The following is a 25,310-nucleotide window of genomic DNA, read 5'->3' as shown; positions in this document are numbered from 1 at the left end:
CGTGGGCCGACGCCGGTGTTACTTGGAGAGGGTCGCGTAGCGGAACTTGTACGAGGAGTCGAGGGTCAGGCCCTTGACGTCCTTGCCCGCGACCGCGACGGACTTGCCCTGCAGGAGCGGCAGCGTCGAGATCTGCGTCGCCTCGCGCTCCTGCGCCTGCTCGATGAGCTCGGCGCGCTTGTCCTTGTCGGACTCCTGCTGCTCCTCGGAGATGAGCTGCTGGATCTCCGGGTCGTCGTAGTGGTTCTGCACGAAGTTGTCCTTCGTGAAGAACGGCGACAGGTAGTTGTCGGCGTCCGAGAAGTCCGGGAACCAACCGAGCTGGTACACCGGGTAGGCGTCCTTCGTGCGCTCCTGCGCGTAGGTCGTGTAGACCGTCGACTGGATGTTCACGGTGAACAGGCCGGAGTTCTCGAGCTGCGTCTTGAGCTCGGCGTACTCGTCGTCCGAGGTCGAGCCGTAGTGGTCCGGCGCGTACTGGATGTCGAGCTGCACCTTGCCGCTGACGCCCGCCTTCGACAGGGTCTCCTTCGCCTTGTCGACGTCGGGGCCGCCGCTGCCGTTGCCGTAGAGCTCCTCGAAGGGCTTCGCGGCACCGGTCAGGCCGTCCGGCACCATCGAGTAGAGCGGCGAGTACGTGTTGTTGTACACGTCCTTCGCGATCTTCTCGCGGTCGACGACGTCCGCGACGGCCTGGCGGACGGCCAGGGCCTTCGCCTGGTCCGCGTCGGACTGGCTCGCGCCGAACGGCTGCGTGTTGAAGTTGAAGACGAGGTAGCGGATCTCGCCGCCGGGGCCGTCGTAGACCTTGACGGAGTCGTCCTTGCGGAGGTCCGCGATGTCGGTCGGCGTCAGGGAGCGGTACGCCACGTCGACGTCGCCCTTCTGCACGGCGAGCTTGAGGTCGGTCTCCTTGGTGTAGTAGCTGGCGGTGACCTCGTCGGTCTTCGCCTTGCCGAGGAGCCCGTCGTAGTTCGGGTTCGCCTTGTACTGGATGGTGTCGTTCTCCTTGTACGAGGTGATCTCGTACTGCCCGGCGAACGCGTTGCCCTTGACGATGTCCGCCGCCGGGGTGAGCTTGTCCGCCGAGAACACCTGCTCGTCGACGATCGGACCCGCGGGGCTCGAGAGCACCTGCGGCCAGGTCTGGTCGGCGTGGTCGAGGTTGAACACGACCGTGGTGTCATCCGGGGTGTCGATGCTCTTGAGGTTGGCGAGCAGGGACTGCGGGCCGTTCTCGTTGTTGATCTTCAGCTCGCGCTCGAACGAGAACTTCACGTCGCTCGAGGTCAGGTCGTGCCCGTTCGCGAACTTCAGCCCGCTCTTGAGCTTCACCGTGTACGTCGTGTCGTTCGTGAACTCGCCGCTCTCGGCGATGTCCGGCTTGACGTCCGGGCTGCCGACCGGGGTGTTCATCAGGAAGGGGAACACCTGGTTCTGCACGGCGAACGAGCCGTTGTCGTACGAGCCGGCCGGGTCGAGGGACGTGACCTTGTCCGTCGTCCCGATGCTCAGGCCGTTCAGTTCGGTGTCGGAGACGCTGCTGCTCGCGCAGCCGGTCAGCACCAGCGCCGTCGCTGCCACTCCGGCGCCGAGCGCGATGCCGCGTCGACCCCACTTGTTCACGGATGCCATGTCCGCTCTCTCTCTTGTTGGTTCGCAAGGGGTTCGCGGCGGGTGGTGGTTCGACTGTGAGGCCCGCCGGGAACGCTCATTGGTACCACCCTGACACGGAACTCCACGATTCGAGGGAGATTTGTTTACACCCTTGTAATGCGCGATCGGCGCCGGTGACGCATGATGCGCGCGCAGGGGTGCGGCGTGTCGCGCAGGATAGTTGCGTGGTGCAACGCGCGAGGTCGGCGGTGCTACGGGCCGGGCTGGGTCGCGGTCTCGGTCTCGGTCTCGGTCTCGGTCTCGGTCTCGGTCTCGCCGGTGCCGGGCGGGCTGCCGAGCGGGCGGGATCTGGCACGCTCGCCGTCCCGTCCGACGCATCTCGCCCGCTCGACGTCACGCTCGCGGCATGTCGTGCCCGCTCGTCGTCCGTCGCGCGGCTCGGAGCGGCTCCGGGTCCTCGCCGTACCGCGCAGGTCGAGTCGCGGCGGCGCGCACGGCTCCGGTTGCACGACCTGCCGCCCGGTTCGACTCGCGGCAGTGCGCACCGGCTCCGGGCGCACGACATGCCGCGCAGGTCGGGTCACGACGGCGAGTCGTGCGACCAGGGCGACCGCACACGGCAGGTCGTGCGACCGGAACGACGGCGCGAAGGGCTGGGACCGGTCGGGCGTCGAGCGGCCGAATTACGTCACGCTCGGCCTCGTCGAGCGACGAATCCCGCCCGCTCGACGTCGCGCGCGGCATGTCCTGCCCGCTCGGCGCCCGGCGGATGGTCCGGAGCGGCTCCGGTCGCACGACGTGCCGCTCAGTTCGAGACGCGACGGCGAGTCGTGCAACCAGGGCGACCGCGCACGGCGAGTCGCGCGACCTCAGCGACCGCGATCGACCGCGGACGGCGGGGTCGTGCGACCGGAACGTCGGCGATCGGCCGCGCCCGACGGGCTCCGACCGGGGTCCTGCCCGTGCCCGGTGCCAGCCGAACCGCGACGCTCAGCCCTGCGCGGCCTCAGCGTCAGCGCGGAGACGCATCCGCTGGGCGTCGATGTCGACGAGCTGGCGCTGGATCTCGGCGCGCCGGTCGGCCTGCTCGTAGGGGTCGGCGCGCTGCAGCTGCCCGAGCAGCGATGCCTTGCGGGCGAGCAGGTCGCGCTCGACCAGGGCGACGACGATGCTCCGTGCGTAGAGCGCGAGGTCCTCGTCGGTGCGGGCCGGGATCGGCGCGAGCGCGAGCTCCTGCACGAGGCCACGGAACGGCGCCGGGACGTCCTGCAGCAGCCGGTCGAGCCAGTTGGGCGCGCCGATGGCGTCCAGGTTCGCCACGACGGCGTCCCGCACCACCGACAGCATCGGAGCCGAGAACGTCGCGCCGGCGGCGAGCCCGAGCAGCGGCGCCCCGACGTGCGCGGGCTGCTGCACCATCGCCATCACGGCGTCGCGTTCCATCCGCGTGATCGGGTCGTTCGGCAGCAGGCGCAGGCCGGCCACCGGCTCCTCGGCCGGGGTGACCAGCTCTCCACCGGGGCCGGCCTGGCCGACCGGCACCGGGCCTCCCGTCCGGTCTGACGGTGCCGAGCCCGACCGCTGTCGGGCCGCGTCGACGGCTCGACGCACCTCGGGGATGTCGACTCCGAGCCACTTGGCGGTCTCGCGGACGTAGGCACTGGCGAGGGTCCGGTCACGGATGCCGGCCACGACCGGCGCGACGTCGCGCAGACCGGCGACGCGACCCTCGGCGGTCTCGATGTCGTGAGCGGCGAGGCGGCGCCGGATGATGAACTCGAACATCGGCCGCTTCGTGTCGATCAGCCGCTCGACGGCGGCGTCACCCCGGGCGAGCCGGAGGTCGCACGGGTCGAGACCACCGGGAGCGACGGCGACGTACGTCTGCGATGCGAACCGGCTCTCCTCGGCGAAGGCCCGGGCCGCGGCGCGCTGACCGGCTTCGTCGGGGTCGAACGTGAAGACGATGTCACCGAGCTGTGAGAGGTGCGCGTTCGCGGAGTCGCCGAGCATCGGCCGGAGCACCTTGATGTGGTCGACGCCGAAGGACGTTCCGCACGTCGCGACCGCGGTCGTCACGCCGGCAAGGTGGCACGCCATCACGTCGGTGTAGCCCTCGACGATGACGACCTGCTTGCCCTTCGAGATGTCCTTCCGGGCGAGGTCGAGCCCGTAGAGCACCTGGCTCTTGTGGTAGATCGGCGTCTCGGGGGTGTTGAGGTACTTCGGGCCCTTGTCGTCGTCGAGCAGGCGGCGCGCGCCGAACCCGATCGTCGCACCGGTGACGTCGCGGATCGGCCAGACGAGCCGACCGCGGAACCGGTCGTACGGCGAGCGGTCGCCCTGGCCCGCGAGCCCGGCCGCGAGGATCTCGTCCATCGAGAAGCCCCGGCCGCGCAGGTGTTCGCGGGTCGCGTCGTACGACTGCGGCGCGAAGCCCACACCGAAGTGCTGGGCCGCGGCGGGGTCGAAACCGCGCTCCCCGAGAAAGCGTCGCGCCGGTTCGGCGGCCGCCGAGGTGAGCTGCGACTGGTAGAACTCGAGCGCTGCCTCGTTCGCAGCGATCAACCGGGCACGCTGGTTGTAGTCGGTGCGAGGGCCGTCGCCCTCCTCGTAGTGGAGCGTGAAGCCGATCTTCGCGGCCATCCGCTCGACGGCTTCCTGGAACGTGGTGTGGTCCATCTTGATGATGAACTCGAAGACGTCGCCGTCCTCGCCGCACCCGAAGCAGTGGTACCGGCCGACCTGCGGCCGCACGTGGAAAGACGGGGAGCGCTCGTCATGGAAGGGGCACAGGCCCTTCAGCGAGCCGACACCCGCCGACTTCAGCGTGACGTGGTCACCGACGACGTCGGCGATGTTGACACGCGAGCGGACCTCGTCGATGTCGTTCCGCGCGATCCTGCCAGCCACCCCTCGATCCTAGTTCGTGCGGCCGACCCCGGCGGACGTCGGGCGCCCGCCTGTGGAGAGCAGGACGGCCAGGAGGCGCGGTGCAGGACCGGCACGCCGGCTGCCGTCGACGAGACGGTCCCGTCTACGCGAGACGGAGCCGTGCCGAGACGGTCGCCCGGCGACGGGACGGCCCCGTCTCCGCGAGACGGCGGCAGATCGGCGAGACGGACCCGCATCCGGCGGCGTCTCGAGCGCGCGGCAGCGTCCCGCGTAGACGCCGGCGTCTCCCGCGCAGACGCCGGCGTCTCCCGCGCAGCCGCCGGCGTCTCGAGCGCTCGGCGACGTCTCGCGCAGGCGGCCCCGTCTCCCGCACCCGCCAGCGTCCCGCCCAGACGCCGGCGTCTCGCACGCACACCGCCGTCAGGCACGGCGCCGCCGCGCACCCGCGGTCAGACCGGGATGTGCGTCGCCTCGCGGTCCCCGACCACGAGCCGCTTGTGCCACGCCAGTGCACCCTGGTCGGTCAGGCTCGCCACCTGGTCGACCACGGCGCGGAGTCGCCCGGCGTCGTCAGCCGCCGCCCGCCAGTCCGCCGCGAACCCCGGCTCGAGGTCGGCGCTGCCCGTCGCCGCCAGCGCGTCGAGGAGCTCGGTGAGCACCCGGCGCTGGTCCTCGTACACGGGCTGCCGGTCACCGTGGGTCATCACGAACGCCGCGACGATGCCCTTGAGCACCGCGATCTCGCCGATGATCTCCGGCGGGGTCACGACCGAGGCGGCGAACCGGACGAGCGACCCCGACGCGTAGGACTCCCGCGTCGCGGCGGTCGCGGTCCGGGCGAACCGGCCGATGAGCTGCGACGTGAGGTTCTTCAGCCGTGCCATGTCCCGTCGCGACCCGTCGTACGACGTCATCCACAGCGGCAGCGACCGGAGGCGGTCGAACGCCTCGAGCAGCTCGTCGCGGCTGAGGTCCGACCCGACCCACGCGTGCATGGCGGTGACGATGTCGTTCTCGCCGACCCGGTCACCGAGTGCGGCGACGTCGATGAACCCCGCGACGACGGCGTCCTCGAAGTCGTGCACCGAGTAGGCGATGTCGTCGGAAAGGTCCATGACCTGCGCCTCGATGCACCGCTGCCGGCGGGGAGCACCGGCGCGGAGCCACTCGAAGGCGTCGTGGTCGTCGTCGTAGAACCCGAACTTCGTCCGGCCGGAGGACGCCTCGGCGACGCCCTGCGCCGCGGGCCACGGGTACTTGCAGCTCGCGTCGAGCGATGCACGCGTCAGGTTCAGCCCGTACGGCCGGTCGTCGTCGGGACCCTCGCCGTAGACCTTCGGCTCGAGACGCGTCAGCAGCCGCAGGGTCTGCGCGTTGCCCTCGAAGCCACCGATGTCCGCTGCCCAGGCGTTCACGGCGGTCTCGCCGTTGTGGCCGAACGGCGGGTGCCCGATGTCGTGCGCCAGGCACGCCGTGTCGACGACGTCGGGGTCGAGCCCGAGCGAGTCGGCGAGCTCGCGCCCGACCTGCGCGACCTCGAGCGAGTGCGTCAGGCGGTTGCGCGCGAAGTCGAGGCCGGTCGTCGGGCTGAGGACCTGGGTCTTCGCGGCGAGGCGTCGCAGCGCGCTCGAGTGCAGGAGCCGGGCGCGGTCGCGGGCGAAGTCGGAGCGGCGGTTGCCGTGGGTCTCGGGCAGCCAGCGCTCGGCGTCGGCGGGCCCGTACGAGGCGGTGGCGCTCATCCGCCGCTGTGGTGCAGCTCGGCGGCGGCGAGGACCTTGCGGAACTCGGCGTCGACGTCGCGCGACTCGAGCCAGCGGTCCGGCAGCGCCGTGCGCTTCGGGTGTCCGGCGCGGCCGCGGGGGCCCTCGACGTCGGCTCCCGGGTAGGGCGCGGACCAGTCGAGCTGCCCGAGCAGGTCGTCGATCTCCTGCAGGCTCGACGCCATCGAGAGCGCCGACCGGACGTCACCGCCGATCGGGTACCCCTTGAAGTACCAGGAGACGTGCTTCCGGGCGTCACGGCACCCGTGGTCCTCGGACCCGAAGAACTCGACGAGCAGTTCGGCGTGCCGGCGGAACGCGGTCGCGACGTCGCCGAGCGAGGGCATCGCACGGACGTCCTCGCCGCGGAACGCCGCAGCCAGGTCGCCGAACAGCCAGGGTCGACCCAGGCACCCGCGGCCGACCACGACGCCGTCGCAGCCGGTCTCGTCGACCATGCGCAGGGCGTCGGCGGCGGACCAGATGTCGCCGTTGCCGAGCACGGGGATGTCGGTGATCGTCTCCTTCAGCGTGGCGATCGCCGACCAGTCCGCGTGGCCGGAGTAGTGCTCGTTCGCGGTGCGCGCGTGCAGCGAGATCGCGGCGACCCCGGCGTCGCGGGCGATGCGCGCGGCGTCGAGGTAGGTCAGGTGGTCGGCGTCGATGCCCTTGCGCATCTTCACCGTCACCGGCACGTCACCCGCGGCCTTGACGGTCTTGGTGACCAGGTCCTGGAACAGGTCGAGCTTCCACGGCAGGGCCGCTCCCCCACCCTTGCGCGTGACCTTGGGCACGGGGCACCCGAAGTTGAGGTCGATGTGGTCGGCGCGGTCCTCGCCCACCAGGATCGTCGCGGCCTCGGCCACGGTGTTCGGCTCGACGCCGTACAGCTGGATCGACCGCGGCGTCTCGGACTCGTGGTGCTGGATGAGCTGCATCGAGACCGGGGTGCGTTCGACGAGCGCGCGGGACGTGATCATCTCGCAGACGTAGAGACCGGCGCCGTACTCGCGGCAGAGCCGGCGGTAGGCCATGTTCGTGATGCCCGCCATCGGGGCGAGCACGACCGGCGCCTCGACCTCGATGGGGCCGATGCGCAGGGGCTTCGCCGTGCGGGGCGCCGTGCTGGGCGTGTCGGTGATCGTCATACGTGTTCCATCTTCCCACGTCGGTCCGGGCCGGTAGCGTTCTCCACATGTCCGACACCGCGATCGCCCGCTTCGACGCCGACGCCGCCGCCCGGGGCCTGACCGTGGACGTCGTCGAGCGTCCCGCGGCCGACTCCCTCGAGGGCGCCGCGGCCCTGCTCGGCATCGAGCCCGGCGACATCGTGAAGACGCTCGTCGTGAAGCGCCACGACGGCGGCTTCCTGCTCGCCCTCGTGCCCGGCGGACGCAGCATCGCCTGGAAGAAGCTCCGCACCGTCGTCGGCGTCAACAAGCTCTCGATGCCGGACGCGGCCACCGCGCTCGAGGCCTCGGGCTACGAGCGCGGCACGATCACGCCGATCGGCGCGACCGGCGACCTGCCGGTGTTCGCGGACGAGCGCGTGCTCGGACGCCGCATCGCGCTCGGTGCCGGCCGCCACGGTGCGAGCGCCTTCGTCGACGGCGACGCGCTCGTCGCGGCCTACGACGCGACCGTCGCCGACATCACCGACGAGGAACCCGTCCGCTAGCGGTCGGCTCAGTCCGGGACCTCGGTCCAGTCCCCCTCCGCGCCGGGTACGAAGCAGCTGTCCCCCTCGCAGACCGGCGCCCCACCGGGCGTGACGAGCGTCAGGAGGGCGGGACGCGCCTCCCGTCCGTCGGCCTGGAGGCTCGGCTCGACCGGTCCGGTCGTCGTCGCCCCCGTCACCGGGTCACCTCCGCGTCCGCGGCCGCGTCGTCCGCAGCGCGCTGCTGCTGGGCCGCGAGTTCCTCGGGCGTCGTGTCGCGCAGCGCGACCACCTGGCGGAGGACCTGCTCGAAGGCTGCCGGGTCCTGCGCGCCGGAGACGCCGTACTTACCGTCGATGACGAAGAACGGCACGCCGTTGATGCCGAACGCCTGCGCCTGGGCCTGGTCGGCACGGACGGCAGCGAGCTGGGCGTCGTCCCGCAGGGTGGCCAGGACCTCGTCGCGGTCGAGTCCGATCGACGCGCCGAGGTCGGCGAGCGACTCGTCCTGCCCGACGTGCTCGCCGCGCTCGAAGTAGGCGGTGAACAGCCGCTCGACCATCTCGAGCTGCTTGCCGTGCTGCTTCGCCAGGTGGATCACCTGGTGGGCCTTCACGGTGTTCGTGTGGCGCAGCGCGTCGTAGTCGTAGTGCAGCCCGACGGACTCGGCGATGCCGGCGACCTGGTCGATCATCTGCTGCGCCCGGTCGACGGGGAGCCCCTTGTGCTGCGAGAGGAACTCGGCCTCGGTGCCCTCGAAGTCGACCGGGGTGTCCGGGCTCAGCTCGAACGAGTGGTACTCGACCTCGACCGGCTGGGCCTCGGGCGTCGAGGAGAACGCGGCGACGCCGGCCTCGAACTTCCGCTTGCCGATGTAGCACCAGGGGCACGCGATGTCCGACCAGACATCGACCTTCACAGACTCGTTCACGGCGGGTGCAACGCGGGACGCACGTGCGCATTCCCGCGGCCGCGCCCCGCGCCCCGTGCACCGCGCCCCGCGCCCCGCGCACCGTCCACCGTCCACCGTCCACCGTCCACCGTGCACCGTGCACCATGCGCCGTGCACAACCGAAGGCACCCCGAACTACGCGATTCTGCGGTTCGAGGTGCCTTCGGTTGTGCGGCGGCAGCTCGCGCAAGCGATCCTCGCCAGCGGCAGCGGCAGCGGCAGCGCGACGGGCGCGGCGCGCTACGCGCCGAGCAGGCGCTGCGCCAGGTAGCCCTGCAGCTGGTCGAGCGCGACGCGCTCCTGCGACATCGTGTCGCGCTCGCGCACCGTCACGGCCTTGTCGTCGAGCGTGTCGAAGTCGACGGTGATGCAGAACGGGGTGCCGATCTCGTCGTGGCGACGGTAGCGACGGCCGATCGCACCGGCGTCGTCGAAGTCGACGTTCCAGTACTTCCGCAGGTCGTCGGCGAGACCGCGCGCCACCGGCGAGAGCTGCTCGTTGCGCGACAGCGGGAGCACCGCGGCCTTGACGGGGGCCAGGCGCGGGTCGAGGCGCAGGACCGTGCGCTTGTCGACGCCGCCCTTCGCGTTCGGGGCCTCGTCCTCGTGGTACGCGTCGAGCAGGAACGCCATGAGCGCACGCGTCAGACCGAACGACGGCTCGATGACGTACGGCACGTACTTCTCGTTCGCGGCCTGGTCGAAGAAGCGGAGGTCCTTGCCCGACGACTCGATGTGGTTGTTGAGGTCGAAGTCGGTGCGGTTCGCGACACCCATCAGCTCGCCCCACTCGGACCCGGCGAAGCCGAAGCGGTACTCGATGTCGGCGGTCGCGTCGGAGTAGTGCGCACGCTCGCCGTCCGGCACGTCGAAGCGGCGGAGGTTCTCGGGGTCGATGCCGAGGTCGGTGAAGAACGCCACCGAGTCGGCGATCCACTGCTCGTAGTGGGCGTCGACGTCGGCCGGCGGCACGAAGTACTCGATCTCCATCTGCTCGAACTCGCGCGTGCGGAAGATGAAGTTGCCGGGCGTGATCTCGTTGCGGAACGCCTTGCCGACCTGGCCGATGCCGAACGGGGGCTTCATGCGGCTCGTCGTGACGACCTGGGCGAAGTCGACGAAGATGCCCTGCGCGGTCTCGGGGCGGAGGAAGTTCAGGCCTTCTTCCGACTCGACCGGGCCGAGGTAGGTCTTGAGCATGCCGGAGAACTCGCGCGGTTCGGTCCACTCACCACGGGTGCCGCAGTTCGGGCACGGCACCTCGGCCAGACCGCCCTCGGGCTTCCGGCCCTTCTTCGCCTCGAACGCCTCTTCCAGGTGGTCGGCGCGGAAGCGGTGGTGGCAGTGCAGGCACTCGACGAGCGGGTCGGTGAACGTGGCCACGTGGCCCGAGGCCTCCCACACCTTGCGGGGCAGGATCACGGCGGAGTCGAGGCCGACCATGTCGCCACGACCGCGGACGAACCGCTGCCACCACTGGCGCTTGATGTTCTCCTTCAGCTCGACGCCGAGGGGCCCGTAGTCCCATGCGGAGCGGGATCCGCCGTAGATCTCCCCCGACTGGAACACGAAGCCACGGCCCTTGGCCAGGGCGATGACGCTGTCGAGACGGGAGGACTGTGCCAAGAGGGACTCCATGGGTCGCCGGACTGGGTGCCCGGTGCGGGAAGGTACCGGGCAAGCGTACCGGCCTCGCGGCCGTCGGCGGACGGGAGGCGCGGCACCTGGGGACAGGTCGGCTCACCCCACAGGACGGATTGCGGGGAGTGCCCCGAGCGCGTCGACGACGCGTGTCACGTCCTCCGCGTCGTTCCAGAGGTGGAACGCCAGCCGGACCCGACCGGCGCGTCCGCTCGCCGTCACTCCCCGGTCCGCCAGCGCCCGGAGCGCCGAGCCGTCCGGGTCCGGGAACGTCGCGATCGCCTGGCCGGACCGGGGCGCACCGAGCGCGTCGGCGAGCCGGTCCGTGAGGCCGGTCGCGTGCCTCCAGGCCGACGCCGCGCCGACGGACGCGAGGTGCCGCAGGGCGGCGACCGCCCCGGGCCAGGCCTGCCAGGCCGGGGAGACGTCGAAGCGGCGGGCGTCGGTGGCGAGCCGCATGGTCGGACCGTAGCAGGAGGACCAGACGTCCTCACCCGCGTACCATCCGGCCTGCGAGGGTCGGATGCGCTCGAGCGCGGCGTCGGAGACCGTGACGAAGGCCACCCCGCGGGGCGCGCACAGCCACTTGTAGGCGTGCGTGACCGTGACGTCGAACGGGGCGGCGGACACCGGCAGGACCCCGGCCGCCTGAGTGAGGTCGCAGAGGGTGAGGGCCCCGACGGTACGAGCCGCGTCGAGGACGGGCTGCGGGTCGGTCACCACGCCGGTGGCGGACTGCACGGCCGACCATGCGACGAGGGCGGTGCCGGGTCGCACCGCGTCGGCGAGTCGGTCGAGCGGCACACTGCGGACGGTGACCCCCCGGTGTGCCTGCACCAGGAACGGGAAGACGATCGACGAGAAGTCGCCCTCGGGGACGACGACCTCGGCACCGTCCGGCAGCGCGGCCGCGACGACCGCCACCATCGCCGAGGTCTGCGAACCGGTGGCGACCCGGCCGGCGTCGACGCCCACGATGCCGGCGAATAGCGCGCGGCCCTCCTCGACCAGGTCGCCGTAGGTCGCCGGCGAGGTCTCGGCGCGCGACCAGGCGTCGAGGTCCGCCCGCTGCGCGGCCAGCGTCCCGAGCGTGGGGAGCCCGGCGGTGCACGCGGCGAGGTAGCCCGATCCGTCGACGAAGGAGTCCATGCGTCCAGGCTCCGATGCCCGCGACCATCACGCCAGGGCAGCTTTCTTCGGGGTCCCATAACATCGCGTTGTGGAGACGATCGAACCGCAGCTGCTCCGGGTCCTGCTCGCCGTGCGTGACGGTGGGTCCATCAGTCGCGCCGCCGCCGTGCTCGGCTACAGCCAGCCCGCCGTCAGTCAGCTGCTCGCCCGCGCGGAGCAGCGCCTCGGGCACGACCTCGTGCTCCGCGGGGGTCGCGGTGCGACGCTGACCGAGTCCGGTCGCGTGCTCGCCGACCACGCCCTGCACGTCGAGGCGGCGCTGACCGCGGCGCGTGAGGACCTCGATGCCGTCGGCGGCCTCGCCCGCGGTCGCGTCCGGCTCGCCGGGTTCCCGAGCGCGTCCTCGACCCTCGTGCCGCCCGTGCTCGCGGCGCTGGCGGCGGACAGCCCCGGGGTGGTGACGTCGTACGTCGAGGCCGAACCGCCCGAGGCCGTCGACCTGCTCCGCCGCGGCGAGGTCGACGTCGCGCTGACGTTCTCGCACGCGCTGCAGGAGGACCCCGCGAGCGATCCGACCCTCACGACGAGCGCCCTCGGGCGGGATCCGCTCGCGCTCGTGACCGCGGCGGACGCGGTTCCACGCGACGGCACGGTGTCCCACGACGACGCGGTCTCCCGCGACGCCCTGTCCCGGGACGACGCGGTGGCCGACCTCGCCGCGTTCCGCGACGCACGGTGGATCGGCGGGTGTCCGCGGTGTCGCGGGCACCTGCTGGCGTCCTGCGCGGCCTCCGGCTTCACGCCGGAGATCGTGCTCGAGACCGACAACGCGGCGGCGGTCGTCGGGCTCGTCGCGGCCGGCCTCGGCGTCGCGCTGCTGCCCCGGCTCGCGCTCTCGACCACCGTCGTGCCGCCGGGGGTCGCGGTCACGCCGGCCGACGACGCGCTCGCGCGTCGGGTCGAGGTCGTCGTCGCCCGCGGTGCGGACCGGGTCCCCAGCGTGCGGGCCGCGCTCGACGCGGTGCGCGGGGTGGCGGGCCTGCTCGCCTGATCGGCGACGGGTCTCCGCCTGCTCGCGTGGTCGGCGACGGGGCTCCGCCTGGTCTGCGACGGGGCTCCGCCTGGTCGGCGTCGGGGCGGGGCTTGCGCGCATGGGGTCCGACGCGATGCGGTCGGCCCACCAGGCGTCGGACGGGAGGCCCGTCGCGGCGTTGCCACGCGCCTCCCGTCAGGCGGTGGGTGCGTCGACCGCGCCACCGTAGCGTCGGTCGCGGCGCGCGTACTCCTCGATCGCTCCCCACAGGTCGGTGCGACGGAAGTCCGGCCAGAGCCGGTCGAGGAACACCATCTCGGCGTAGGCCGACTGCCAGAGCATGAAGTTCGAAGTGCGCTGCTCCCCCGAACTCCGCAGGAACAGGTCCACGTCGGGCAGCTCCGGCACGTACAGCCGCTTCGCCAGGGCCTTCTCGGTCACCTGGCTCGGCTTCATCCGACCGGCGGCGACGTCCTCGGCCATGCCCCGCACCGCGTCGATGATCTCGTTCCGCCCGCCGTAGTTGACGCACATCGTCAGCGTGCAGACATCGTTGTCGGCGGTCATCCGCTCCGCCGTCTGCAGCTCGTCGATGACGCTCCGCCAGAGCCGGGGGCGACGGCCAGCCCACCGGACGCGCACACCCCAGGCGTGAAGCTGGTCACGGCGACGGTGGATGACCTCGCGGTTGAAGCCCATCAGGAAGCGCACCTCCTCCGGGGAACGCTTCCAGTTCTCGGTCGAGAACGCGTAGGCGGAGACGTGCTTGACGCCGATCTGGATCGCGCCGGCGACGACGTCGAGCAGCGAGGCCTCGCCGGCCTTGTGCCCCTCGACCCGCGTGAGGCCGCGCTGGTTCGCCCAGCGGCCGTTGCCGTCCATGACGATCGCCACGTGCTCCGGAACGAACTGCGCGGGGATCGCGGGCGGCTGCTCCCCCGTCCAGTCGACGGGTCGCAGTCCCTCGGACGCGGCTTCGGACGCGGAGCGGCGTGGGCTCATGCAGGGCTTCCTTCGTGGTCGGACGGAACGGGGACGGCGGGTGCCGGGGTGGCGGCCACCGCTGCCGGCACCCCACCCGGTGTGGGTGCGACCGGGGCGGGGTGCTCGCTGCGGTCGACGTGGGGCAGTGACCGGAGCGATCGTTCCAGGTGCCACTGGGCGTACGCCGCCACCACGCCGGAGGCGCGCGACCGCGTCCGCTCGTCCGAGGCGTCGACGGTCGACCAGTCGCCCGCGAGCAGCGCGCCGAGCAGCCCGAGGGTGTCGGTGTCGAGCCGCGGCGTGCCGGGAGGAGCCGCACGATCGGCCACCACGCCGCCGAGCTGCACGACGAAGGCGGTGTGCGGTCCGGGCTCCCCCGTCACCGCACAGTCGCCGAACGACGGTGCCCAGCCCGCGATGCTCATCGCCCGCAGCAGGTACGAGTCGAGGGTGGCGCTGACGACGTGCTCCCGACGGGACAGCGACCGGAGGGCACCGACGAGCAGCAGGTACTGCTGGAGTCCGGCGTCCGCCTCGCTCAGCCGGTCGGCCGTCTCGACCATGGCACTGGCCGCCGTGTAGGCGCCGTAGTCGGCGACGATCTGCGCGCCGTAGGACCCGAGGCTCTCGGCCTGGGTGACGATGTCGAGCGAGCGGCCCTCGTAGAACTGGGCGTCGACGACCATGAACGGTTCGAGCCGGGAGCCGAACTTCGACGCCGTGCGCCGGACCCCCTTGGCCACCGCCCGGATCTTGCCGTGCTGTCGGGACAGCATCGTGACGATGCGGTCGGCCTCGCCGAGCTTGTGGGTGCGCAGCACGACGCACTCGTCCCGGTACAGCGGCATGGCCCCAGTATCCCCCGCCCCGCCGACAGCGCGGTGCCGGTGGCCGCGGCGGCCGGGCGGCGTCGGCGTCGGCATCGGCGTCCGCTTCGCCGGGTCGCAGGACGGGCCGCGTGCAGCACGTCGAGGTCGCACGACACGCCGCCGCGAGCGAAGGTGAGCGGCACGTCGTGCGACTTCGGCTGGCGCCGCGGCGCTCCGCGGCGGCAGGACCGACGCGGCGGGCGCTCGCACGGACGGGAGGCGCGGTGCGGGTCGGACCCGCACCGCGCCTCCCGTCCAGGGTCCGGTCCTACGCCGTGACCAGCTCCGGCGTGCCGGTCGCGGCCCCGGCGCGCACCGCGCGGTTGACCGCGGAGACGATCGCCTTGAGTGAGGCGGTCGCGATGTCGGCGTCGATCCCGACGCCCCACAGCCGCGTGCCGTCGACGTCGAGCTCGACGTACGCTGCCGCCTTGGCGTCACCGGAGGCGCTCATCGTGTGCTCCGAGTAGTCGTACAGCGTGACCGCGACGCCCTGCTCCCGCATGACCGTGAGGAACGCGTCCACCGGACCGGTGCCGACCGCGTCCGCGGTGACCGACCCCTCGTCGACGCGCATCGCGACGCTGAGCTTCGTCGTGCCGTCGAAGTCGCTCGACGTCGCCGTCTTCGTGATCTCGTAGCGGCCCCACTTGTCCGACTCGTCGTCGGCGGGCAGGTACTCGTCGCGGAACAGGTCCCAGATGCGCTCGGACGAGAACTCGCCGCCCTCGGTGTCGGTGCGCTGCTGCACGACGCCGGAGAACTCGATCTGCAGCTTGCGGGGCAGGTCGATCGCGTGGTCGGTCTTGAGCAGGTACGCGACGCCGCCCTTGCCCGACTGCGAGTTGACGCGGATCACCGCCTCGTACGAGCGGCCGATGTCCTTCGGGTCGACCGGCAGGTAGGGCACCGCCCAGGCGATGTCGTCGACGGACTTGCCCGCCGCGGCGGCCTTCGCCTTCATCGCCTCGAAGCCCTTGTTGATGGCGTCCTGGTGCGAGCCGCTGAACGCCGTGTAGACGAGGTCACCGGCCCACGGCTGCCGCTCGGGCACCGGCAGCTGGTTGCAGTACTCGACGGTGCGCTTGACCTGGTCGATGTCCGAGAAGTCGACCTCGGGATCGATGCCCTGCGTGAACAGGTTCATGCCCAGTGCGACGAGGTCGACGTTGCCGGTGCGCTCCCCGTTGCCGAACAGGCAGCCCTCGATGCGGTCGGCCCCGGCCATGTACCCGAGCTCGGCTGCTGCGACGGCGGTGCCGCGGTCGTTGTGCGGGTGCAGCGACAGGATGACGTCCTCGCGGTGGTCGAGGTTGCGCGACATCCACTCGATGGAGTCGGCGTAGACGTTCGGGGTCGCCATCTCGACCGTCGCGGGCAGGTTGATGATCACCTTGCGCTCGGGCGTCGGCTCGAACACCTCGAGCACGGCGTTGCAGATGCGGGCCGCGACCTCGAGCTCGGTACCCGTGTAGGACTCCGGCGAGTACTCGTAGAAGACCTGCGTGCCGTGCTGCAGCCGGGCCTCGGCCGCCTTGCACATGCGGGCACCCGCGACGGCGATGTCGACGACGCCCTGGACGTCGGTGCGGAACACGACCTCGCGCTGGACGATCGACGTCGAGTTGTAGAGGTGCACGATGGCCTGCTTCGCCCCGTCGATCGCCTCGTAGGTGCGGTCGATGAGGTGCTCGCGCGCCTGGGTCAGCACCTGGATCGTGACGTCGTCCGGGATCGCGCCGTCCTCGATGAGGGACCGCACGAAGTCGAAGTCGGTCTGCGACGCGCTCGGGAACCCGACCTCGATCTCCTTGTAGCCCATCCGCACCAGCAGGTCGAACATGGCGCGCTTGCGCTCGGAGTCCATCGGGTCGATCAGGGCCTGGTTACCGTCACGCAGGTCGACGGCGCACCACCGCGGCGCACGGTCGATGCGCTTGGTCGGCCAGGTGCGGTCGGGCAGGTCGACCCGGATCTGCTCGTGGAAGGGGACGTACTTGTGGATCGGCATCCCGGAGGGGCGCTGGGTGTTCTGCATGGTCGTCGCTTTCGTCGTCTCGCCGGCATCGGCGCTGTGGGGGCCACGACGGACTCCGCGACGAGGTGGGCCGTGTGTCAGGCCTCGTCGCGGCAGCGAAGGAGGAGGAGCGCCGAGTACATCGCAGCCACCGTAGCACTGGTACACCAGCGCGGTGCAAGTGGATGACGCCCCCGGCGCTCCCGCGGCCCGTACCGTCTCAGTCGACGGCGAGCGCCTCCGTCGGTGACACCCGCATCGCCCGCCGGACCGGAGCCACCGTGGCGACGACCGCGAGGACGAGGGCTCCGACCACCACGACCGCGACGGTCAGCGGCGGGAGCACGGGGGTGACGACGGTCCCGAGCGAGCCGAGCATCGTCTGCCCACCGACCCACCCGTAGACCGTCCCGAGCACGAGCCCGGTGACGACCGCCGCGACGACCATCTGCACGGCCTCGGTGACGATCATCCGACGGACCTGCGCTGCGGTGAGTCCGAGGACCCGCAGGAGCCCGAGTTCGCGACGTCGCTGGAGCACGCCGAGCGCCAGCGCGTTCACGACGCCGACCGCGGCGATGACGGCGGAGAACCCGACGATCACGCTCACCACGGCGTTCAGCTGGACGAAGAAGTCCCGCTGCGCCTGCACTGCGTCCGCCGGCAGCGAGCCGTCCCCCATGGCCGCCATCTGGGTCTCGACCACGTGCTGCATGATCCCGAGTGCGACCGCGAAGGTGACCAGCAGCGTCACGCCGATGACGAGGCCGATGGTGGCCCTCGACGACCGACCGGGGGCACGCATCGCGTTGCGGCCGGCGAGCAGGACGACCGGGTCGCGGGACCCGATCCTGCCGATGAGCTGCAGGATCGGCGGCATCACGATCGTCGCGCCGACCGCGATGCCGGCGAAGGAGACGAACCCACCCAGTGCCGCGGGCAGCACGGCGGCCGGCGTCGCGGGGCTGAGCACGAGGCCGAGCGCCATCAGCAGCGCACCGGCTGCCATGAGCAGCACCGCCCACACCGTGCGGGCCCTGCCCGAGCGGACGTCGTCGTGACTGGGTTCGACGGTCGCGGACAGCGCCTGGAGCGGCGTGACCGACAGGACGCGACGCGACCCGGCCGCGAACGCACCCCAGGTCGCCAGGACGACCGCGACGAACGGCAGGACCAGCTCCCACGGGACCAGCGTGTAGCTCGTGTCCGGCAGGAACCCGTCGCCCCGCAGCACCGTGACGAACAGCGCGGACAGCCCGGTGCCGACGAGGATCCCGACGGCGCCGCCGACCGCCCCGACGAGGAGTCCGGTGCGGGCCGTCCTTGCACGCAGGTCGGCCCCCGTTGCCCCGATGAGCCGCTGCAGCGCGATCGTGCGGGTCTGTCCGGCGATGATCGTGGCACAGGTGTTCGCCGTGACGATCGCACCGACGTACAGCGCGATGCCGAGGAACAGCCACCCGACGACGGACAGGATCGCCCGCACGGGTGCAAGGTCGTCGAGGCCCGCGGCGCCCATCGCCTGCGTGACGATCCCGGGCGCGATGACCAGGGCGGACCCGAACGTCGTGCCGAGGGCTGCGACGAGGACCGTCGGGGCGAACGTACGCAGGCCGGTCACGCGGCTGCCTCCATCCCGAGCATGGTCGCCGAGATGTCGGCAGCGCTCATCGCGGGACGGTCGTCGACGATGCGTCCGTCGGCCAGGAAGAGGATCCGGTCGGCGTTCGCGGCGGCGGTCGGGTCGTGCGTGACCATCACGACGCTCTGCCCCCACTCCTGCACCGCGCCGCGGAGGATCGCGAGGACGTCGCGCCCGGTGCGGGAATCCAGTGCACCCGTCGGCTCGTCCGCGACCACCACCGCGGGACGCGAGGCGAGCGCGCGGGCGATGGCGACGCGCTGCTGCTGGCCGCCGGAGAGCTGGTGCGGCCGGTGGCTCAGCCGGTCGCTCAGGCCGAGCAGGTCGACGAGCCGGTCGATCCACGCCGACTCGTCGCGGCTCGGCTGCTGCCCACCGAGCAGGAACGGCAGCCGGATGTTCTCGCGCACGTCGAGCGTCGGGACGAGGTTGAACGACTGGAACACGAAGCCCAGCCGTCGCCGTCGCAGCTCGGTGAGCTCGCGGTCCCCGAGGCCGGTGATGTCGACCCCGTCGATGGTGATCCGCCCGCAGCTCACGGAGTCGAGCCCCGCGGCGACGTGCATCAGCGTCGACTTCCCGGAACCCGACGGACCCATCACCGCGGTGAACTCCCCTGCTCCGATGTCGACGCTGACGTCGTCGAGTGCGGTGACACGGCGTGCCGCGTCGCCGTAGTGCTTGGAGACGTGGTCGAGCCGGATGATCGGGGTCTGGTTGGTGGTCATGCTCCGAGCTTCGCGTCCGGAAGGCCCGCCCCGCGTCCGTCACGCGGCTCCTGTGGATGGTCCGCTCGGCTCGTCCTGCCGTGGAGGGGTCATCCTGTCGGATGACGGTGCGTCCACCCGGAAGCGGCGTCACTCCGCCTTCGGCACCAGTCCGTGCTCGTGCGCGAACACGACCAGCCGGACGCGGTCGCGCAGGTCGAGCTTCGTGAGCACCCGCGAGATGTGCGTCTTGACCGTCGCCTCGCTGACGTACTCGTGCTGCGCGATCTCGCTGTTGCTCCATCCGCGCGCCGCGAGGTCGAAGATCTCCCGCTCGCGCGGCGTCAGTTCGGCGAAGGCTGCGGGCACGGCGGCGGCCTGCGCGGCCCCGTCGTCGTACCGGCGGAGGAGCTCACGCGTGGCCGAGGCAGCGAACACGGCCGTACCGGCGTGCACGGTCCGGATCGCGGCGAGCAGGAACTCCGGGTCGGCGTCCTTGAGCACGAAGCCGCTCGCGCCTGCCCGGATCGCCTTCGCTGCCGCTTCGTCGAAGTCGAACGTGGTGAGCACGAGGACCTTCGCGGCGTCCGCTCCGCCCTGCTCGACGATCCGCGCCGTCGCCGTGATGCCGTCCATGACGGGCATCCGGACGTCCATGAGCACGACGTCGGCACCGGTGCGACGGACGAGCTCGGCTCCTTCGGCGCCGTCCCCGGCCTCACCGACGAACTGCAGGTCGGGCTGCGAGTCGATGAGCATCCGTATCCCGGTGCGGAAGAGCGCCTGGTCGTCGACGAGGGCGACCCGGATCGGGCTGCCGGTCGGCTGGGACGTGGTCATCTGGTGCGCTCCTGCTCCGTGTGGGTGGTGCGGCCTCGGGGGAACTGGCCGCTGGCGGGGACGACCGGCATGCGGACGGCCACCGTGAAGTCGTCGCCGCGCGGCCCCGCCGTCATCGATCCGCCGGTCATCGCGACACGCTCGCGCATCCCCACGAGCCCGTGTCCGGTTCCGGGGCCGCGCGTGCCGTCGTCGGCTCGTCGGTTGACCACCGTGACCTCCACGGTGTCGGGTCGGTAGGTCAGCGACGCGTGGACTGGTGTACCGCCCTCACCGTGCTTCCACGCGTTCGTCAGGCTCTCCTGCACGATGCGGTAGACGGCGAGCTGCGTCGTCGTCGGCAGCCCGGTCGGGTCGCCCTCCCGGTCCACGCGGACGTCGAGGCCGACCTCGCGCATCTCGGCCACCAGCACCTCGAGGTCGGCCGCCTCGGGCGTCGGGACCGTCCCCTGCTCGTGCCGCAGGGCACCGAGGAGTTCGCGGACGTCCCCGAGGGCACTGCGCGCGGTGGTCGAGATGGTGGCGAGCGCCTGGTCGGCGACGCCGGGGTCCGTCTTCGCGGCGTAGCGGGCGCCGTCCGCCTGCGCGATCACGACCGCGAGCGAGTGGGCGACGATGTCGTGCATGTCGCGAGCGATGCGCACGCGTTCCTGCTCGACGGCGACGGCGCGGTCCGCTCGTGCGGCATCACGCTCGGCGACGAGCTGCGCCTCGCGGCTCATGCTCGCGGACCGGCGCGCGCGTCGGACCAGACCGGCGAGCCACGGGAGCAGGAGCAGCAGGAGGACGGCTGCGAAAGCGGCGAGGACGACCTGCAGGGTCTCGAGTGCCGGTGTCGACGCGGTCTGGATGCCGGAGCGCCGCTGGTAGTCCTGCAGACCGATGAAGCCCGCCGCGACGAACGACCCGCCGACGGCCGAGACGAGCCCCGCGATCCGGACGCGGCGGCTGCCGTAGGCGCTCGTGGTGAAGAGGACACCGGCCATGAGCACGTTCGACGGGTCGGGCTGCGTCTGCCACGTCGCCATCTCGAAGACCGCGACGACCCAGCAGAGGGCGAGTGCCAGACCGGGCGAGAGCCGACGGATCGCCAGGGCTGCGCTCAGCCCGACGACGGTCACCAGCCAGAGGAACGACTGGTCGGCCGAGACGCGCAGGAGCACCAGGAGTCCGCCGAGCAGCACCGCGGCGGTGACGTCGGTGACGAGCTGCGCGCGCAGCATGGGACGGAACACCACCCCACGGTACGGCCGGGCAGCCCGCTCCGCGTCCGACCAGGGGATGACCCGGCTCAGAAGCCGAGGCGCCCGAGCTGCTTCGGGTCGCGCTGCCACTCCTTGGCGACCTTGACGCGGATGTTCAGGTACACGTGACGGCCGCCGAGCAGCGACTCGATCTCGGTGCGCGCCCGGGACCCGACGTCCTTGAGCCGCTCCCCGCCCCGTCCGATGACGATCGCCTTCTGGCTGTCGCGCTCGACGAACAGGTTCGCGAAGATCCGGAGCGGTCCGTCCGGGTCGTCGTCCTCGTCCGGCTCCACGACGTCCTCGACGACCACTGCGAGCGAGTGCGGCAGCTCGTCGCGGACGCCCTCGAGCGCGGCCTCGCGGATGAGCTCCGCGATGCGGTCCTCGTCGGTCTCCTCGGTCACGGTGGACGCGTCGTAGAGCTGCGGCGACTCCGGCAGCAGCTTCGTGATCTCCCCGAGCAGGGCCTCGAGCTGCAACCCCTTCGTGCCCGAGGTCGGCACGATGGCGTCCCAGTCACGCAGCTGCGACACCGCGAGGAGCTGCTCGCCGACGCGGTCCTTCGGGGTGCGGTCGATCTTCGTGACGATGGCGATCTTCTTCGCCCGCGGGTACTGGTCGAGCGACTCGTTGATGAACTTGTCCCCGGGCCCGATCGGCTCGTTCGCCGGGACGCAGAAGCCGATCACGTCGACGTCGCCGAGCGTGGACTGCACGAGGTCGTTCAGCCGCTCGCCGAGCAGGGTGCGGGGGCGGTGCACGCCCGGGGTGTCCACGATGATGACCTGGCCGTCGGTCCGGTGGACCACGCCACGGATGGCCCGGCGCGTGGTCTGCGGCTTCGAGGAGGTGATCGCGACCTTCTCGCCGACGAGGGCGTTGGTCAGCGTCGACTTCCCGACGTTCGGGCGCCCCACGAAGGACACGAACCCCGCCCGGTACGGCTGCGTCGTGGCGTCGGCACCCGTGCTCGTGTCGGTGCCGTGGTCGGACTCGTGCTCGGTCATGCGTTGGGGGTTCCCGTCGTGCTCGGAGTGGTGTCGTCGAGGGCGTCCTCGGCGTCCTGGAGTGCGGCGCTCCGTTCGGCGAGGACGGTGATCAGGTGGCGGCGCTTGCCCTCGACCCGATCGGCCGTGAGCTCGACGCCGGAGACGGTGACCTGCTCGCCGCGGACCGGGAGCCTGCCGAGCTCCTTCGTGAGCAGGCCGCCGGCGGTGTCGACGTCGTCGTCCTCGAGCTCGATGCCGAAGAGGTCGCCGAGCTCGTCGATCGGCATGCGGGCCGAGATGCGCCAGACGCCCGGGCCGACCTCGGTGCGGTCGACGACGGTGCGGTCGTACTCGTCGGAGATGTCCCCGACGAGTTCCTCGATCAGGTCCTCCATCGTGACCAGCCCGGCGACACCGCCGTACTCGTCGACGACGAGCACCAGGTGGTTCTTCGCGACCTGCATGTGCCGCAGGGTGTCGTCCGCCGGCTTGGACTCGGGGACGAACTCGGCGGGACGCAGCAGCGTGGTGACCGCCTCGCGCTCGCTGCCGGGCTGCTCGTACAGCGCACGCGAGACGTCGCGCAGGTAGAGCACGCCGAGCACGTCGTCGTTGTCCTTGCCCGTGACGGGCATCCGTGAGACCCCGGCCACGAGGAAGCGTTCCATCCCGGCGGCGAGCGTGGCCGAGCCGTCGACGGTGAGCATGTCGGTGCGGGGCACCATGACCTCGCGCACCAGGGTGTCGCTGAACTCGAAGACCGAGTGGATGAGCTCGCGGTCGTCCTGTTCGAGCACGTTGCTCTCGGTCGCCTCGTCGACGAGCGAGAGCAGCTGTTCCTCGCTCGACACCGTCGATGCGCTGCGTCCGCGTCCGGGCGTCACCCGGTCGCCGATCGCCACGAGCAGTCCGGCGAGCGGCCCGAGCACGATGCGGACGGCGCGCACGAGCCCACCGGTCGCGCCGATGAGGCGCTCGGCGTGGGCCCGTCCGACGCTGCGCGGGCTCGACCCGACGAGGACGAACGACACGGCCGTCATGATCGCGGCGGACACGATCAGCGCCACCCACCAGGTGTCGAACACCGTGACGAGGGCGATGGTGACGAGCACCGCGGCGGCGGTCTCGGCGAGCACCCGGACGAAGTTCAGCGCGTTGACGTGCGCGCCGACGTCGTCGGCCACGGCCTCGATCGCACGACGGTTGCGGCTGCCGCGCGCGATCTCGTCGAGATCGGCGCGGGACAGCACGGTCAGCGCGGCGTCGGACGCGGCGAGCAGACCGCCGACGACGACCAGGACGAACGCCACCGCGAGCAGGACGGCGACGAGCACCATCAGGTCACCGCCCGCGACGCTGCGCCGCGAAGGCGGAGAGGATCTCGCCCTGCAGCCCGAACATCTCGGCCTTCTCCTCCGGCTCGGCGTGGTCGAAGCCGAGCAGGTGGAGGATGCCGTGGCACGTGAGCAGCAGCATCTCGTCGGTGGTGGTGTGCCCCGCGGTCTTCGCCTGCTCCGCGGCGACCTGTGGGCACACGACGATGTCCCCGAGCAGCCCGGCCGGAGTCGGCTCGTCCTCGGTCCCGGGGCGGAGTTCGTCCATCGGGAAGCTCAGGACGTCCGTCGGCCCCGGCTCGTCCATCCACCGGACGTGCAGCTGCTCCATCGCGCCCTCGTCGACCAGCACGATCGCGAGCTCGGCGTCCGCGTGGACGTGCAGCGCGTCGAGCGCGAAGGCGGCGAGGCGCTGGATCGCCTGCTCGTCGACCTCGACACCCGACTCGTTGTTGAGCTCGATGCTCACCGGTTGCCTCCTCGGGCATCGTTCTGCGGGTACGGGGACTGCTGGCGGTCCTGCGGCGGACGACCCCGGCGCTCGGCGCGGTTCGCCCCCTCGGGGTTGCCCACCGGAGCGGTCCCGCGGCCGGCGGGTCGGTGCCCGGCCTGCTCCGCCAGCCGTTCCTCGTCGTACACCGTGTAGGCGTCGACGATCCGACCGACCAGGGTGTGCCGGACGACGTCCTCGCTGCCGAGCCGGGCGAAGTGGATGTCGTCGACGTCGCCCAGGATGCGGGTGACGAGCCGGAGACCGGACAGGTTGCCGGGCAGGTCGACCTGGGTGATGTCACCCGTGACGACCATCTTCGAACCGAAGCCGAGGCGCGTCAGGAACATCTTCATCTGCTCGGGCGTGGTGTTCTGCGCCTCGTCGAGGATGACGAACGAGTCGTTCAGCGTCCGGCCGCGCATGTACGCCAGCGGTGCGACCTCGACCGTGCCGGCCGCGAGCAGCTTCGGGACCAGCTCGGGGTCCATCATCTCGTTCAGCGCGTCGTACAGCGGTCGCAGGTACGGGTCGATCTTGTCGGTCAGGGTGCCCGGCAGGAACCCGAGCCGCTCCCCCGCCTCGACCGCGGGGCGGGTCAGGATGATGCGCGTGACCTCACGCCGCTGGAGCGCCTGGACGGCCTTGGCCATCGCCAGGTAGGTCTTGCCCGTACCGGCCGGCCCGATGCCGAACGTGATGGTGTGCTGGTCGATCGCGTCGACGTAGGCGCGCTGCCCGTCGGTCTTCGGGCGCACCGACTTGCCGCGGCTCGAGACGATCGGCGTGCCGAAGGTGTCCGAGGGCTTGCGGTCCTCGTCGAGGATGCGCGCCGACGTCGGGATGTCGGCCGGGCCGATGTCCTGGCCACGCTTCACCATGGCGACGAGTTCGTCGACGAGGGCGTGTGCGCGGGCGACGTCGCGCTCGGCACCGGTCAGGGACACCTCGTTCCCGCGGACGAGCACCCGGACGCCCGGGTACTGGCGTTCGACCGTCTTGAGCAGGCGGTCCTGCGGGCCGAGGAGCTGCACCATGGCGATGCCGTCGACCTGGATGTCGACGGTGACGTCCGACGGGTCGGTCACGGGACGCGCCACGGGACGGTCGGTCCCGGGCTGGGTGGGTTCGGGACGGACGGGTTCGTCAACCGGCAAGGAGATTCCCTTCGTGCAGATCACCTGCGAGGACGTGCGCGTGCACGTGGAACACGGTCTGACCGGCGGCTTCGCCGGTGTTGAAGACGAGACGGAACTGGCCACCGGACCGCTCGTCGGCGATGCGACGGGCGGTGGCGACGACGTGTGCGAGCAGCTCCGGGTCACCGGCCGCGAGCTCGGTGACGTCGCGGTACTGCTCGGTCTTGGGCACCACGAGCACGTGGACGGGCGCCGCGGGCGCGATGTCCTCGAAGGCGATCACCCGGTCGTCCTCGGCCACGATCGTCGCCGGGACCTCGCGCGTGACGATCTTCGAGAAGATGCTCGGCTCGCTGCTGCTCATGG

At 71.6% G+C, this 25,310-nt stretch carries 21 protein-coding genes; 2 read left to right on the top strand and 19 right to left on the bottom strand.

Annotation, left to right across the window (positions count from 1 at the left end):
* Window positions 1–18: 18 nt before the first annotated feature.
* The 4 genes from LCG91_RS06720 to dusB form a co-directional block, all read right to left on the bottom strand.
* Window positions 19–1,635 carry an ABC transporter substrate-binding protein gene (locus tag LCG91_RS06720; RefSeq protein ID WP_137767100.1) on the bottom strand — a complete coding sequence of 539 codons (1,617 nt, stop codon included), beginning with the start codon at window positions 1,633–1,635 and terminating at the stop codon, window positions 19–21.
* 972 nt (window positions 1,636–2,607) lie between these two features.
* Window positions 2,608–4,530, bottom strand: coding sequence for a DNA primase (gene dnaG, locus LCG91_RS06715; protein ID WP_224442900.1), 1,923 nt, complete (start codon window positions 4,528–4,530; stop codon window positions 2,608–2,610).
* Window positions 4,531–4,961: 431 nt separating this feature from the next.
* Complete coding sequence (locus tag LCG91_RS06710) at window positions 4,962–6,251, bottom strand: deoxyguanosinetriphosphate triphosphohydrolase (protein WP_058729419.1); 1,290 nt, start codon at window positions 6,249–6,251, stop codon at window positions 4,962–4,964.
* Entirely contained in the window at window positions 6,248–7,420 is a 1,173-nt protein-coding gene (gene dusB, locus LCG91_RS06705; protein ID WP_058729418.1) for a tRNA dihydrouridine synthase DusB, read from the bottom strand. Before dusB ends, LCG91_RS06710 begins: the two co-directional genes overlap by 4 nt.
* Window positions 7,421–7,467: 47 nt before the next feature.
* Here dusB and LCG91_RS06700 point away from each other — a divergent pair, with 47 nt between their 5' ends.
* Window positions 7,468–7,950 carry an aminoacyl-tRNA deacylase gene (locus LCG91_RS06700; RefSeq protein WP_058729417.1) on the top strand — a complete coding sequence of 161 codons (483 nt, stop codon included), beginning with the start codon at window positions 7,468–7,470 and terminating at the stop codon, window positions 7,948–7,950.
* Between the two features lie 175 nt (window positions 7,951–8,125).
* Here LCG91_RS06700 and LCG91_RS06695 read toward each other — a convergent pair whose 3' ends face one another.
* The 3 genes from LCG91_RS06695 to LCG91_RS06685 form a co-directional block, all read right to left on the bottom strand.
* The gene (locus LCG91_RS06695) at window positions 8,126–8,860 is read right to left on the bottom strand and encodes a DsbA family protein (protein WP_058729416.1); all 735 of its coding nucleotides are present in this window, start codon (window positions 8,858–8,860) and stop codon (window positions 8,126–8,128) included.
* Window positions 8,861–9,121: 261 nt separating this feature from the next.
* On the bottom strand, window positions 9,122–10,507 hold the full coding sequence (locus LCG91_RS06690; protein ID WP_058729454.1) for a glycine--tRNA ligase: 1,386 nt from the start codon (window positions 10,505–10,507) through the stop codon (window positions 9,122–9,124).
* A 114-nt stretch (window positions 10,508–10,621) separates the two neighbouring features.
* Entirely contained in the window at window positions 10,622–11,671 is a 1,050-nt protein-coding gene (locus LCG91_RS06685) for an aminotransferase class V-fold PLP-dependent enzyme (protein ID WP_224442899.1), read from the bottom strand.
* A 70-nt stretch (window positions 11,672–11,741) separates the two neighbouring features.
* Between LCG91_RS06685 and LCG91_RS06680 the strand changes: the two genes are divergently transcribed.
* On the top strand, window positions 11,742–12,704 hold the full coding sequence (locus LCG91_RS06680; protein WP_224442898.1) for a LysR family transcriptional regulator: 963 nt from the start codon (window positions 11,742–11,744) through the stop codon (window positions 12,702–12,704).
* A 177-nt stretch (window positions 12,705–12,881) separates the two neighbouring features.
* Here the strand turns inward: LCG91_RS06680 and LCG91_RS06675 are convergent, their stop codons facing one another.
* The 12 genes from LCG91_RS06675 to LCG91_RS06620 form a co-directional block, all read right to left on the bottom strand.
* Window positions 12,882–13,688 carry an isoprenyl transferase gene (locus LCG91_RS06675; protein WP_224442897.1) on the bottom strand — a complete coding sequence of 269 codons (807 nt, stop codon included), beginning with the start codon at window positions 13,686–13,688 and terminating at the stop codon, window positions 12,882–12,884.
* Window positions 13,685–14,518: a DNA repair protein RecO gene (gene recO / locus LCG91_RS06670; protein WP_058729412.1), complete on the bottom strand. Its 834-nt coding sequence runs from the start codon at window positions 14,516–14,518 to the stop codon at window positions 13,685–13,687. Before recO ends, LCG91_RS06675 begins: the two co-directional genes overlap by 4 nt.
* A 289-nt stretch (window positions 14,519–14,807) precedes the next feature.
* Window positions 14,808–16,577, bottom strand: coding sequence for a 2-isopropylmalate synthase (gene leuA / locus LCG91_RS06665; RefSeq protein WP_058729411.1), 1,770 nt, complete (start codon window positions 16,575–16,577; stop codon window positions 14,808–14,810).
* Window positions 16,578–16,776: 199 nt separating this feature from the next.
* Window positions 16,777–18,177, bottom strand: a complete 1,401-nt coding sequence (locus LCG91_RS06660; RefSeq protein ID WP_224442896.1) for an ABC transporter permease — start codon at window positions 18,175–18,177, stop codon at window positions 16,777–16,779.
* Window positions 18,174–18,926, bottom strand: a complete 753-nt coding sequence (locus LCG91_RS06655) for an ABC transporter ATP-binding protein (protein WP_224442895.1) — start codon at window positions 18,924–18,926, stop codon at window positions 18,174–18,176. Before LCG91_RS06655 ends, LCG91_RS06660 begins: the two co-directional genes overlap by 4 nt.
* 129 nt (window positions 18,927–19,055) lie before the next feature.
* Window positions 19,056–19,745, bottom strand: a complete 690-nt coding sequence (locus LCG91_RS06650) for a response regulator (protein ID WP_224442894.1) — start codon at window positions 19,743–19,745, stop codon at window positions 19,056–19,058.
* Window positions 19,742–20,980, bottom strand: a complete 1,239-nt coding sequence (locus LCG91_RS06645; RefSeq protein WP_224442893.1) for a sensor histidine kinase — start codon at window positions 20,978–20,980, stop codon at window positions 19,742–19,744. The genes LCG91_RS06650 and LCG91_RS06645 overlap by 4 nt, the downstream gene beginning before the upstream one ends.
* A 56-nt stretch (window positions 20,981–21,036) precedes the next feature.
* Window positions 21,037–21,999, bottom strand: coding sequence for a GTPase Era (gene era, locus LCG91_RS06640; RefSeq protein ID WP_224442892.1), 963 nt, complete (start codon window positions 21,997–21,999; stop codon window positions 21,037–21,039).
* Complete coding sequence (locus LCG91_RS06635) at window positions 21,996–23,318, bottom strand: hemolysin family protein (protein WP_058729406.1); 1,323 nt, start codon at window positions 23,316–23,318, stop codon at window positions 21,996–21,998. Before LCG91_RS06635 ends, era begins: the two co-directional genes overlap by 4 nt.
* 4 nt (window positions 23,319–23,322) lie before the next feature.
* Complete coding sequence (gene ybeY / locus LCG91_RS06630; protein WP_058729405.1) at window positions 23,323–23,784, bottom strand: rRNA maturation RNase YbeY; 462 nt, start codon at window positions 23,782–23,784, stop codon at window positions 23,323–23,325.
* Window positions 23,781–24,842 carry a PhoH family protein gene (locus LCG91_RS06625; protein WP_224443107.1) on the bottom strand — a complete coding sequence of 354 codons (1,062 nt, stop codon included), beginning with the start codon at window positions 24,840–24,842 and terminating at the stop codon, window positions 23,781–23,783. The genes ybeY and LCG91_RS06625 overlap by 4 nt, the downstream gene beginning before the upstream one ends.
* A 109-nt stretch (window positions 24,843–24,951) precedes the next feature.
* Window positions 24,952–25,308, bottom strand: coding sequence for a histidine triad nucleotide-binding protein (locus LCG91_RS06620; protein WP_058729451.1), 357 nt, complete (start codon window positions 25,306–25,308; stop codon window positions 24,952–24,954).
* Window positions 25,309–25,310: the final 2 nt, after the last annotated feature.

It is taken from the genome of Curtobacterium sp. TXMA1, from assembly GCF_020162095.1.
GTDB lineage: Bacteria > Actinomycetota > Actinomycetes > Actinomycetales > Microbacteriaceae > Curtobacterium.
The sequence above is the reverse complement of the archived record's forward strand: the minus strand, read 5'-3'. Positions and strand labels throughout refer to the sequence as shown.